Annotated in this window: 11 protein-coding genes; 2 read left to right on the top strand and 9 right to left on the bottom strand. The window is 69.6% G+C overall.

The features are described from left to right. Positions 1 to 254 precede the first annotated feature (254 nt). From ABZT14_RS24215 to thyX, 3 genes are all read right to left on the bottom strand, one after another. Positions 255 to 1,940, bottom strand: a complete 1,686-nt coding sequence (locus ABZT14_RS24215; protein ID WP_356306231.1) for a ribonuclease J — start codon at positions 1,938 to 1,940, stop codon at positions 255 to 257. A gap of 101 nt (positions 1,941 to 2,041) precedes the next feature. Next, on the bottom strand, positions 2,042 to 2,941 hold the full coding sequence (gene dapA / locus ABZT14_RS24210) for a 4-hydroxy-tetrahydrodipicolinate synthase (protein WP_356306229.1): 900 nt from the start codon (positions 2,939 to 2,941) through the stop codon (positions 2,042 to 2,044). Positions 2,942 to 3,125: 184 nt separating this feature from the next. Continuing rightward, complete coding sequence (gene thyX, locus ABZT14_RS24205) at positions 3,126 to 3,860, bottom strand: FAD-dependent thymidylate synthase (protein WP_356306227.1); 735 nt, start codon at positions 3,858 to 3,860, stop codon at positions 3,126 to 3,128. Between the two features lie 198 nt (positions 3,861 to 4,058). Here thyX and ABZT14_RS24200 point away from each other — a divergent pair, with 198 nt between their 5' ends. Further along, a complete protein-coding gene (locus ABZT14_RS24200; protein WP_356306225.1) occupies positions 4,059 to 4,244 on the top strand; it encodes a hypothetical protein in 186 nt (61 codons plus the stop codon). A gap of 133 nt (positions 4,245 to 4,377) precedes the next feature. After that, positions 4,378 to 4,977 carry a hypothetical protein gene (locus ABZT14_RS24195; RefSeq protein WP_356306223.1) on the top strand — a complete coding sequence of 200 codons (600 nt, stop codon included), beginning with the start codon at positions 4,378 to 4,380 and terminating at the stop codon, positions 4,975 to 4,977. A gap of 6 nt (positions 4,978 to 4,983) precedes the next feature. Here the strand turns inward: ABZT14_RS24195 and ABZT14_RS24190 are convergent, their stop codons facing one another. The 6 genes from ABZT14_RS24190 to eccD form a co-directional block, all read right to left on the bottom strand. After that, complete coding sequence (locus ABZT14_RS24190) at positions 4,984 to 5,457, bottom strand: hypothetical protein (RefSeq protein WP_356306221.1); 474 nt, start codon at positions 5,455 to 5,457, stop codon at positions 4,984 to 4,986. A gap of 2 nt (positions 5,458 to 5,459) precedes the next feature. Next, entirely contained in the window at positions 5,460 to 6,242 is a 783-nt protein-coding gene (gene dapB / locus ABZT14_RS24185; protein WP_356306219.1) for a 4-hydroxy-tetrahydrodipicolinate reductase, read from the bottom strand. 151 nt (positions 6,243 to 6,393) lie between these two features. Next, entirely contained in the window at positions 6,394 to 7,752 is a 1,359-nt protein-coding gene (locus tag ABZT14_RS24180) for a pitrilysin family protein (RefSeq protein ID WP_356306217.1), read from the bottom strand. Beyond that, positions 7,749 to 9,971, bottom strand: a complete 2,223-nt coding sequence (locus ABZT14_RS24175; protein WP_356306216.1) for a polyribonucleotide nucleotidyltransferase — start codon at positions 9,969 to 9,971, stop codon at positions 7,749 to 7,751. The genes ABZT14_RS24180 and ABZT14_RS24175 overlap by 4 nt, the downstream gene beginning before the upstream one ends. 285 nt (positions 9,972 to 10,256) lie before the next feature. Then, positions 10,257 to 10,547, bottom strand: a complete 291-nt coding sequence (gene rpsO / locus ABZT14_RS24170) for a 30S ribosomal protein S15 (protein WP_356306214.1) — start codon at positions 10,545 to 10,547, stop codon at positions 10,257 to 10,259. A gap of 148 nt (positions 10,548 to 10,695) precedes the next feature. Next, positions 10,696 to 12,180, bottom strand: coding sequence for a type VII secretion integral membrane protein EccD (gene eccD / locus ABZT14_RS24165; RefSeq protein ID WP_356306212.1), 1,485 nt, complete (start codon positions 12,178 to 12,180; stop codon positions 10,696 to 10,698). Positions 12,181 to 12,258: the final 78 nt, after the last annotated feature.

Below are 12,258 nucleotides of genomic sequence, written 5' to 3'. Positions count from 1 at the left end.
CGTTGACTTTTGGCACGCTGTTGAGTTCTCAAGAAACGGACGCTACCTTCAAAAACCCTTCCAGGCTCTCTCCGGGCGTTTCCCTTTCGGTGTTCCCACCTTATCAGAAACATTTCCCTGTGTTTTCCGGGGGTCTGTTCCCTGCGCGCACTCCGTGAAGGTTGCCTTCCCGGCGGTCCGCTGCGGTGAGGGTTGTAAACGTAGTAGAGCCGAGCGCCTGGATGCAAATCGAGGCGCTCGGCTGCCCGTTGGGGTCAGACCTCGACGACGACGGGGAGGATCATCGGGCGTCGGCGGTAGGTGTCGGAGACCCACTTGCCAACGGCCCTGCGGACGAGTTGCTGCAGCTGGTGCGGCTCCGCGACGCCGTTCTCGGCGGACCGGGCCAGGGCCTCGTCGATCTTGGGGATCACCGCGTCGAAGGCGCCGTCATCGATGCCCGAGCCACGGGACTGGATGTGGGGACCTGCAGCGATCTTGCCCGTACTGGTGTCGACGACCACGAACACCGAGATGATCCCCTCGTCCCCGAGGATGCGCCGGTCCTTCAGGGAGGACTCCGTCACGTCGCCGACGGAGAGCCCGTCCACGTAGACGTAGCCCGCCTGGACCTTCCCGACGATGCGTGCCTTTCCGTCGACCAGGTCCACCACCACACCGTCCTCGGCGATGACGATGTGGTCCTTGGGGATGCCCGTCAACGCCCCCAACTCGGCGTTGGCGCGTAGGTGGCGCCACTCGCCGTGGACCGGCATCAGGTTCCTCGGCTGGCAGATGTTGTAGAAGTACAGCAGTTCGCCGGCCGAGGAGTGGCCCGAGACGTGGACCTTGGCGTTGCCCTTGTGCACCACGTTGGCGCCCCAGCGGGTGAGCCCGTTGATGACGCGGTACACGGCGTTCTCGTTACCCGGGATCAGCGAGGAGGCGAGGATGACGGTGTCACCGTCAACGATTCGGATCTGGTGGTCCCGGTTGGCCATGCGGGAGAGCGCGGCCATGGGTTCGCCCTGGGACCCCGTGCAGACCAGGACGACCTCCTCCTCGGGGAGATCGTCCAGTGCCTTCACGTCCACGACCAGGCCGCCGGGGACCCGGAGGTAGCCGAGGTCCCGGGCGATGCCCATGTTGCGGACCATCGAACGGCCGACGAAGGCCACCCTCCGCCCGTACTCGTGGGCGGCGTCGAGGATCTGTTGGATCCGGTGGACGTGACTGGCGAAGCTCGCCACGATGATCCGCCGCTGAGCCGAGGCGAAGACCTGGCGCAGCACGGTAGAGATGTCCCGCTCGGGCGGGACGAAGCCGGGGACCTCGGCGTTGGTGGAGTCGGACAGCAGCAGGTCGATGCCCTCCTCTCCCAGACGGGAGAAGGCCCTCAGGTCGGTGAGGCGGCCGTCCAGGGGCAGCTGGTCCATCTTGAAGTCGCCGGTGTGGACGACCATGCCGGCCGGGGTCCGTACGGCGACGGCGAGGGCGTCGGGGATGGAGTGGTTGACGGCCACGAACTCGCAGTCGAAGGGACCGATGCGTTCCCGGCGTCCCTCCTCCACCTCCAGGATGTAGGGCCGGATCCGGTGTTCCTGGAGCTTGGCCTCGATCAGCGCGAGGGTCAGCTTGGAGCCGATCAGCGGGATGTCCGGCTTCTCGCGGAGCAGGAACGGGACTCCCCCGATGTGGTCCTCGTGACCGTGGGTCAGGACGATGCCGTCGATGTCGTCGAGGCGGTCACGGATCGAGGTGAAGTCCGGGAGGATCAGGTCGATTCCCGGTTGCTCCTCCTCGGGAAACAGCACCCCGCAGTCGACGATCAGCAACCGACCGCCGTACTCGAAGACTGTCATGTTGCGGCCGATCTCGCCCAGCCCCCCGAGCGGGGTGACGCGCAGGCCTCCCTCTGGCAGTGGGGGCGGCGGGCCGAGTTCGGGATGGGGATGACTCAAAGGACTCTCCTCACCAAGCGCGCCACGCACCCCAGGGGCACGTGGCGCGGGCGATTTGCGTGTAGTTGTGTTCGTACCTATGAAGTTGTGAAGTCTGGCTTCTAGAGGTGGACGCCACCGGCCGCGAGATCACGCCTGAGCTGCTCGGTCTCCTCAGGAGACAGCTCGACGAGCGGCAACCGGAGAGGGCCACTGGGGAGGCCCAGGATGCCGAGGGCGGCCTTGGTGGTGATCACTCCCTGAGTGCGGAACATCCCGGTGAACACCGGCAGCAGCTGCTGGTGGATCTCGGTCGCCTTGACCACGTCACCACTGACGTGCGCCTCCAACATCGCGCGCAGCTCCGGCGTCACCAGGTGACCGACCACCGAGACGTACCCGACGGCTCCGACGGACAGCAGCGGGAGGTTCAGCATGTCGTCACCGCTGTACCAGGCGAGGCCGCTGGTGGCGATGGCCCAGCTCGCCCGGCCGAGGTCGCCCTTGGCGTCCTTGTTGGCCACGATGCGCGGATGCTCCGCCAGCCGGACCAGGGTCTCGGTGTTGATGGGCACACCGCTGCGGCCCGGGATGTCGTACAGCATCACCGGCAGGTCGGTGGCGTCCGCGATCGCGGTGAAGTGCCGCAGCAGGCCCTCCTGGGGAGGCTTGCTGTAGTACGGGGTGACCGCGAGGATGCCGTGCGCGCCGGCGTCGGCCGCAGCTCGGGCCATCTCCAGGCTGTGCGCGGTGTCGTTGGTGCTTCCCCCGGCGACCACGTGTGCGCGATCACCCACCGCTTCGACCACCGCACGCACCAGCGTGGCTTTCTCCACGTCGCTGGTGGTGGGGGACTCTCCGGTGGTGCCGTTGATGATGAGGCCATCGTTTCCGGCGTCGACCAGATGGGTGGCGAGCTGCTGCGCGCCTTCGACATCGAGGGTGCCGTCCTTGGTGAACGGCGTGACCATCGCGGTGAGGACCCGCCCAAAGGGCGTCTGCGGTGTGGAGGTCGGAGCCATGGGACCCACGCTACTCGCAACTGGGGGCACAAGCCCCCCTTGGGGCAGTTCAACGAAGGCTTCGGTACCGCTCGCTCGGGGGTTCAAGCGGTACCGAAGCCGTCACTTCACCCTAGATGACATTCGCGAAATGCCGCAATACGGACACCTGCTGTGCCCCTCGCCACTCCGCCGTCGGCGCCGCTCAGGGGGCGACCCGCCCGTTCGCGTTGAACGCCGCATGGGTGAGAGGCATCAACTGGGCCCAGTGGGCTTCCAGTTTCTCCGCGACCATCTCGATCTCCCGCTGGGGGAAGGACGGAACGCTGGCCATCTCGTGCTGGGTGCGCAGCCCCAGGAAGTGCATCAGCGAACGGGCGTTGCAGGTGGCGTACATCGAGGAGTAGAGCCCCACCGGCAGGACCGCGCGGGCCACCTCCCGGGCGACGCCGGCCTCCAGCATCCGCTGGTAGGCCTCGTAGGACTGCTGGTAGGAGTCCTCCATCGCCCCGGCCACCAGTTCCTGCTGGGAGGCGGTGCCCTCGACGAACTCGTACTTCCCCGGACGGCCCTGCTGCACCAGCTTGCGGGAGGCGTCGGGGACGTAGAAGACCGGGCGCAGCTGCCGGTAGCGGCCGGACTCCTCGTTGTAGGACCAACCGACCCGGTGCCTGTGGAACTCGCGGAACACGAACAGCGGCGCGCTGACCAGGAAGGTCATGGAGTTGTGCTCGAAGGGGCTGCCGTGCCGGTCACGCATCAGGAAGTTGATCAACCCCTTGGAGCGCTCGGGGTCCTTGCTCAGTTCGTCGAGTGACTGCTCCCCCGCCGTGGATACCCGGGCGGCCCACAGCACGTCGGTGTCCGAGGCGGTGTGCTTCACCAACTCGACGGTGACGTCGCTGCGGAAGCGGGGCTTGGAGTCGGATGTGTCGGTCACCAGGTCTTTCCTTCCAGGGCGCTGTCCGGGCGCCATTCAGACTACGGCGCCCGGACGGCCTCACCGACCGCCCGGGGGAGGCGGGCCACCGGGCACAGGGCAGAACAGCGATACCGAACCGCAATACGACAAAGGGCACCGTGCGCACCAGGTGGACGTCTTACCCGTGGGCACAACAGAACGAAGGGGGAGGCACCAATGTACCGATCACGGGGAACCGACCGGGAACGCCGAGGAGGGCGCGCTCAGGCCGCGTTCGGTCAGGTTCTGCTGGGGCTGGTGATCGTCGCCGGACTGGTGGGTGCCGTGGTCCTGGGAATGCCCGCCCTCGACAGCCAGCGCACCCAGCCCGGCGACGCCCCGGCCGCCGCCGAGGGCCCCTGAGGACCCGGGCTTCGGCGTACCACGGGGTTGGCCGGCACCACCACGGTCGATAGCCTCACCGACCACGTGCAAGCAGCGTGTTGACGCGTCGACGGAACAGAGCGAGGACCCCGTGCGCCCGATCCGAGCATGGTTGGAAGGCTCCGCCTCCGCCCCGGCCGAGCAGGACATCGCCCCCGATCCCGAGCGGTGGCGGCGGCCGTACCGGCCCGGACCCTGGCGGGTGGCCATCGCGGCGGTGGTACTGCTGCTGGTGTCCTACGTGCTGTTCTCGGCCCTGGTGGTCGCTCTCGCCCGCTCCTGGGTCGGCGCCTCGGTCTGCCTGGCGCTCGCGGCCGTGATGGGGACCTTCGCCCTGCGGCTGCTGCGGGTGGGGGTGTGGGTCAGTACCCGGGGACTGCGACAGGCCTGGCTGCTGCGCACCGTCACCCTCGACTGGCCGCAGGTGATCCGGGCGCAGACGGTGCAGCAGCCGGTGAAGTGGTTGGGCCTGCCCCGTACGGTGCAGGGGCAGGCGGTTCTGGTCGTGGACGCCAGGACGGGCGAGGCACTGCGTCCGGTGCTCACCGACCACAACGCGGACTTCCTGGGCCGGCCCGAGGAGTTCAACCGGGCGGCCGACGTGGTGGAGGCCTGGGCGGCCGAGTACGCCCCGGGAGGGGCCGGAGCACAGGTGCCGGCCCAGTCCCGTACCCACTCGGGCCGTGCGGCCGGGGTGGGCGCGCGACGGTGACCGTGGTCAGGGGCTCGGGGGCTGTTCCCCGGCGCCGTCGGGCCGCTGGTCGTGCAGGGTGATCGCGCGTTGCATCGCCTTGCGGGCCCGGGGGGTGTCGCGGGCGTCCCGGTAGGCCACCGCGAGCCGGAACCACGTCTTCCAGTCGTTCGGGGCGCGCTCGGTCTCCTCCCGTCGGCGGGCGAACACCCGGTCCGCGGAGGCCCGGTCGACGCGACCGCTGGGGGTACGTTCCAGTTCGTCCACGGGCAGTTCGCCGTTCTCCTCCAGTTCCCGGGCCAGCCGTTCCGCGTCCCGTGCGAACCGCGTGGTCTGCCAGAGGAACCACACCCCGATCAGCGGCAGTACCAGCACGGCCACGCCGAAGGGCACCGTGAGGACGGTGCCCTCCCGGATCAGCAGCACTCCTCTGCTGCCGACCAGGACGAAGTAGACCACCAGCACGGCGGCCAGCGCGAAGTACACCAGCTTGTCGCGCACCGTCAGCCGTCCAGGGCGCTGCCGTCGTCGCCGTCGGCGGGGAACAGGAAGTGCTCCAGCCCGAAGGTCAGGCCGGGGGTGGAGGGCACCCGGCGTGCGCCCAGCAGAACGCCGGGCATGAAGGAGCTGCGGTGCGTGGAGTCGTGCCGGATGGTGAGCGTCTCGCCCTCTCCCCCGAACAGCACCTCCTGGTGGGCGACCAGGCCGCGCAGTCGGACCGAGTGGACGGGTACGTCGTCCACGCGGGCTCCCCGGGCACCGTCCAGGGCGGTGCTGGTGGCGTCGGGCTGCTCGGCGAGGCCGGCGTCCCGCCGTGCCCGGCCGACGAGGCCGGCGGTACGGGCGGCCGTACCGCTCGGGGCGTCGGCCTTGTCGGGGTGGTGCAGTTCCAGGATCTCGGCGGACTCGAAGAACCGGGCCGCCTGCTCCGCGAAGCGCATCATCAGCACCGCGCCGATACCGAAGTTGGGGGCGACCAGCACGCCGGTGTCCGGTGAGTCGGCCAGCCACCCGCGCAGTCGTTCCAGCCGTTCCTCGGTCCACCCCGTCGTACCCACCACTCCGTGGATCCCGTTACGGACGCAGAACTCCAGGTTGTCCATCACCGCGTCGGGGTGGGTGAGGTCGACCGCCACCTGGGCGTCGGCGGTGACGAGTTCCCCCAGGTCCTGTCCCCGGTCGACGGCGGCGACCAGTTCCATGTCCGGGGCGGCCTGGACGGCACGTACTGCCTCGGACCCCATCCTTCCGTGGGCACCGAGTACCGCGACACGCAACTCGCTCATGACTGCTCTCTCTTCGGGTGGGCCGTTGGGGGGCTGGTTCGGGTGGTCGGCGGGCCTACGGGGCTGGCGTCGCGTCCCACCGGGGACGGCGGGCGGCGTCGGTCGCCGGCCACCGCGTCGGACCGCTCCTCCATGATCCGGGAAGGGACTCCTAGCTGACGGCTTCCTGCACCTGGGCGACCTGGCGGTCGTTCAACGGTCCGACGACCGCCAGGGAGGGTGGCTGGGAGAGGATCTCCGCGGCGACGGTGCGGACCTCCTGCGCGGTCACCGAGGCGATACGGGTGAGCATCTCGTCGGTGGACAGTTGCCGTCCCCAGCACAGTTCGCTCTTGCCGAGCCGGTGCATCAGCGCGCCGGTGTCCTCCAGGCCCAGCACGGTGGAGCCGGACAACTGGCCGACGGCGCGGCGCAGTTCGTCCTCGCCCAACCCCTTGTCGGCCACCTGGCCCAACTGGTCACGGCAGATCCTGACCACCTCGGTCACCTGGCCGGGGCGGCATCCGGCGTAGACGCCGAAGAAGCCGCAGTCGGCGTACCCCGAGGTGTAGGCGTAGGTGCTGTAGGCCAGGCCGCGCCGTTCCCGGATCTCCTGGAACAGCCGGGAACTCATGCCGCCGCCGAGCGCGGCGGACAGTACGCCCAGGGCCCAGCGCCGCTCGTCATGCCGGGACAGGCCCGGCATTCCGAGGACCAGGTGGGCCTGCTCGGTGGGCCGCTCGGTCACGCTCAGGGCCCCGGCGGTGTCCAGCCGCAGGCTGCCGTCGCGGGGGACGGAGGGCCTGGCGGCGGTGTCCCGCAGGGCGCCGGCGGTGTCGAAGGCCTCCCGGACCAGTCGTACGACCTCGTCGTGGTCGAGGTTGCCGGCGGCGGTGACCACCAGTTGGCTGGGGGTGTAGTGCTCGCGGTAGAAGCGGGCGACGCTGTCGCGGGTGAGGCCGTTGACGGTCTCCACGGTGCCCAACACCGGTCGGCCCAGGGGGCTGTCGCCGAACAGGGCGTGGGCGAAGTAGTCGTGGACGCAGTCGCTGGGGTCGTCCTCGGTGAGGGCGATCTCCTCCAGGATGACGCCCCGCTCGGCCTCCACCTCGGCGGCGTCGATCACCGAACTGGTGAGCATGTCGCTGACCACGTCGATGGCCAGCGGCAGGTCACTGTCCAGGACCCGGGCGTAGTAGCAGGTGAACTCCTTGGCGGTGAAGGCGTTCATCTCCCCGCCGACCGCGTCGACGGCCGCCGAGATGTCCAGGGTGCTCCGCCGCTCGGTGCCCTTGAAGAGCAGGTGCTCCAGGTAGTGGGTGGCGCCGTTCAGCTCGGGTGTCTCGTCCCGGGAACCCACCCGGGCCCAGATCCCGAAGGTCACCGAACGCACCGTGGGCACCGCCTCGGTGAGCACTCGCAAGCCGCCGGGCAGCACCGTCCTGCGTACCGTGCCGGGGGAATCGGGATGGGCGACGGCCCGCCCCTCCGTGTGGGAGGGGCGGGCCGTCGGACCGGTCTCGCGCGTCACTTGCCGGCGTCGTCCTTCTCGTCGGCGTCCTCGCCTTCCTCTTCCTCCAGTACGGGGATGAGGGAGAGCTTGCCACGCTGGTCGATCTCGGCGATCTCGACCTGGACCTTCTGGCCCACGCCGAGGACGTCCTCCACGTTCTCCACGCGCTTGCCTCCGGCCAGCTTGCGGATCTGCGAGATGTGCAGCAGTCCGTCCTTGCCGGGCAGCAGCGACACGAAGGCGCCGAAGGTGGTGGTCTTCACCACCGTGCCGAGGTAACGCTCACCGACCTCGGGCATCGTCGGGTTGGCGATGCCGTTGATGGTGTTCCGCGCGGCCTCGGCGGCCGAGCCCTCAGCGGCACCGATGTAGATGGTGCCGTCGTCCTCGACGGTGATGTCGGCGCCGGTGTCCTCCTGGATCTGGTTGATCATCTTGCCCTTGGGGCCGATGACCTCACCGATCTTGTCCACGGGGATCTTCACGGTGATGATCCTCGGGGCGTTCGGGGACATCTCGTCCGGGACGTCGATGGCCTCGTTCATCACGTCCAGGATGTGCAGCCGCGCGTCCCTCGCCTGCTTGAGCGCCGCCGCCAGCACGGAGGCGGGGATGCCGTCCAGCTTGGTGTCGAGCTGCAGGGCGGTGACGAACTGCTTGGTGCCGGCCACCTTGAAGTCCATGTCACCGAAGGCGTCTTCGGCACCGAGGATGTCGGTGAGCGTCACGTAGTGGGTCTCGCCCTCGATCTCCTGGGAGATCAGGCCCATGGCGATGCCGGCGACCGGGGCCTTGAGGGGCACACCGGCGTTCAGCAGCGACATGGTGGAGGCGCAGACGGAGCCCATGGAGGTGGAGCCGTTGGAGCTGAGCGCCTCGGAGACCTGGCGGATCGCGTAGGGGAACTCCTCGCGGCTGGGGAGCACCGGCACCAGGGCGCGCTCGGCGAGGGCGCCGTGGCCGATCTCGCGGCGCTTGGGGGAGCCCACCCGGCCGGTCTCACCGGTGGAGTAGGGCGGGAAGTTGTAGTTGTGCATGTAGCGCTTGCGGGTCACCGGCGAGAGGGTGTCCAGCATCTGCTCCATGCGCAGCATGTTGAGGGTGGTGACGCCCAGGATCTGGGTCTCGCCACGCTCGAACAGGGCGGAGCCGTGCACCCGCGGGATGGCCTCGACCTCGGCGGCCAGCGTACGGATGTCGGTGACACCCCGGCCGTCGATGCGCTTCTTCTCCTTGATGACCCGCTCGCGGACCAGGGTCTTGGTGAGCGAGCGGTAGGCGGCGGAGATCTCCTTCTCGCGCCCCTCGAACTGCGGGAGCAGCTTCTCGGCGGCCAGACCCTTGACCCGGTCCAGCTCGGACTCGCGCTCCTGCTTGCCGGCGATGGTCAGCGCCTGGGCCAGCTCGTCACGGACCGCGGCGGTGAGCGCCTCCAGCACGTCCTCCTGGTAGTCCAGGAAGACCGGGAACTCGCCGGTGGGCTTCGCGGCCTTGGCGGCGAGGTCGGCCTGCGCGCGGCACAGGACCTTGATGAACGGCTTGGCGGCCTCCAGGCCGGCCGCGACGACCTCCTCGGTCGGCGCCTCGGCGCCGCCCTTGACCAGCTCGACGGTCCGCTCGGTGGCCTCGGCCTCCACCATCATCACCGCGACGTCACCGTCGGGGAGGACACGACCGGCGACGACCATGTCGAAGACGGCGTCCTCCAGCTCGGTGTGGGTGGGGAAGGCGACCCACTGTCCGCTGATCAGCGCCACGCGGGTGCCGCCGATGGGGCCGGAGAAGGGCAGGCCGGCCAGCTGGGTGGAGCAGGAGGCGGCGTTGATGGCGACCACGTCGTAGAGGTGGTCGGGGTTGAGCGCCATGATCGTCTCGACGATCTGGATCTCGTTCCGCAGGCCCTTCTTGAACGAGGGGCGCAGCGGCCGGTCGATGAGCCGGCAGGTGAGGATGGCGTCCTCGGAGGGGCGGCCCTCACGGCGGAAGAAGGAGCCGGGGATCTTGCCGGCGGAGTACATCCGCTCCTCGACGTCCACGGTCAGCGGGAAGAAGTCCAGCTGGTCCTTGGGGTTCTTGGAGGCGGTGGTGGCCGACAGCACCATGGTGTCGTCGTCCAGGTAGGCAACCGCCGAACCGGCCGCCTGCCTGGCAAGCCGACCGGTCTCGAAGCGGATCGTGCGGGTGCCGAAGGAACCGTTGTCGATCACGGCTTCGGCGTAGTGGGTCTCGTTCTCCACTAGGAATATCTCCTCGTCTGTGCCCGCCCCATGGCGGGCCTCGTCTGCCGGGGAGCGTTCCAAAGCGCGGGCCGGTCTTCGATCGAAGCACCCGGTCGGTGATTCCGGGGGCCACTACCGAGGACCGGCGTCGGGGACGCTCCTCGGGGTTTCTCGCTTACTGCTTACCGCAGTGGGCTGTCGGGGACCAGCCTACAAAGGTCGCGGCTTCCACGATCCCCGTTCACCCACGACAAGGCAAAGGGAGCGGTCCCGTGGGCGGGAACCGCTCCCCTGGGCGACGTCTTATCGGGCGCCGGCCGCACCCCGGCGGATGCCGAGACGCTCCACCAGCGCACGGAAGCGCGTGATGTCCTTCTTGGCCAGGTACTGCAGCAGGCGGCGGCGCTGGCCGACCAGCAGCAGCAGACCCCGGCGGGAGTGGTGGTCGTGCTTGTGGGTCTTCAGGTGCTCGGTGAGGTCCGAGATCCGCCGGGACAGCAGCGCGACCTGCACCTCGGGGGAGCCGGTGTCACCCTCCTTGGTGGCGAACTCGGAGATGATCTGCTTCTTGGTCGCGGCGTCGAGCGATGACACGTGAACTCCTCGGTGGTTGGACTCCTGAGCGCCCCTGGTCTGCTTCACAGGGGAAACTTCGGCCACTCAGCAGGCGGAGCCAGCCTACCAGCGGAGGAACACGCCCTTTACCACGGGTACCGAGCAGGTCACCGTGCCGGGCGGGGCCTCAGCCGGTGAGGCTCCGCGCCGAGGTGTAGACGTCCAGTACGGCGAGGGTGAGCGGGACCAGGGTCAGCAGGACGAAGCTCTCGAACAGTTCCATGAAGCGCGCCCAGAACGGGGTGACTCCCTTACGGGGGACCAGCAGCCCGATCGCGGTGGCGACCGCCGCGAAGGCGGCGATCGCGGCGGACAGCCACAGGATCCGCAGGTTGGCTCCGGTGGTGTCACCGGCCAGCAGGTCCCGTACCAGCCCGGCGGGCGGGCTGAGGGCCAGCCCCACGCCCAGCAGCCCCAGGGAGACCAGCCCGGCGACCAGGGCGCAGGTGACCTGTGAGGTGTAGCGGAAGAGTCGGGCGCGCAGCATCATCGCCAACCCGCTGGCCAGGGCGAGCAGTTGGGCCCAGACATGGTGGGAGAAGCTGAGCACGGCCACCGAGACGACCAGCACGGTGGCGCATCCGCCCACCAGGCCGACCATCATCTCGTGGCCGCGTCGGGCCTGTTCGGCGATGCGCTCGGCGTCGATGGCGCCCTGTGCCTCGGGGGTGGCGTCCGGGTCGTCGAACTGGGTGGCCGAGGTCTGCGGCGGCGCGTAGCCGATGGGGAGGCGGGCGAAGCGTGAGGAAAGTCCGGGGAGAAAGGCGAGGAGTGCGACCGCGATCGGCGGGCACAGCGCGGCGAGTTCGACCGGGCGCAGGTCGGTGACGATGCCGAGGAACGACGCCAGGGTGCCGAAGGTCGAGGCGAAGCCGACCGCCACGAAGGGGCCGTCGCCCCGGGGGGTGACGACGATCAGTACGGCGGAGGCGACCATCACGGTCACGCAGCCCAGGAGGAACTGGAGCCGGCCGACGCCCTCGCCGGCGCCGAGTGGGAGCAGCCCGGAGCCGGCGATCATCAGGTGGGGCACCCCTCCGAGGCCGAGGGCCACGGCGGAGGCGCGGTCCTCGTAGACCCGGGCGCGTACACAGGCGAGGGCGGTCAGCAGCACCCCGGCGACGGCGGCGATGACGCCAGGCAGGGCGTGCATGTCGTGGCGTACCGGGTCGGCGTACCAGAGGACGAAAGCGAGGGTGAGCAGGAGCACCCCGCCGGCGGTGAGTCCGGCGGCGCGCATCAGGGCGTCGCTCCACAGCCGGCGGTCGCGGACCACGGCGGAGGCGACGGCGTCGGAGACGTCGTCGTAGACGGCGGGCGGGAGGGACTCGGAGAACGGCCGGAGGCTCAACACCTCGCCGTCCAGGATGCGTTGGGCCAGCAGGGAGCGGGCGCCGTCCAGGACGGTGCCGTCCCGGCGCACCAGGTGGTAGCCGACGGGACCGCCCTCGACGGGTGCCTGCCCACTGAGGCGCAGGATCTCGGGGTGGATGTCGGCGACCGGTACGTCCTCGGGAAGCGCGACGTCGACGCGGCTGTCGGGCGCGACGATGGTGACCCGGCAGAAGCCGGTAGCCGAGCCGGTGGCGACCGTGGTGGCCGTCGTACTCACCTGGGAATCCCCCTCGCTTCTCACTTCGCGCGCTACAGCGGGCACAACCCCCGTAATGTGGCGGCCCGTTCGCTGTTG

This window comes from Streptomyces sp. NPDC005438, from assembly GCF_040606315.1.
GTDB lineage: Bacteria > Actinomycetota > Actinomycetes > Streptomycetales > Streptomycetaceae > Streptomyces.
The sequence above is the reverse complement of the archived record's forward strand: the minus strand, read 5'-3'. Positions and strand labels throughout refer to the sequence as shown.

Coding starts and splice junctions, on each gene's coding strand:
- dapA (WP_356306229.1), bottom strand. CDS start 2,941: ATGGCTCCGACCTCCACACCGCAGACGCCCTTTGGGCGGGTCCTCACC.
- ABZT14_RS24200 (WP_356306225.1), top strand. CDS start 4,059: ATGTACCGATCACGGGGAACCGACCGGGAACGCCGAGGAGGGCGCGCT.
- dapB (WP_356306219.1), bottom strand. CDS start 6,242: ATGAGCGAGTTGCGTGTCGCGGTACTCGGTGCCCACGGAAGGATGGGG.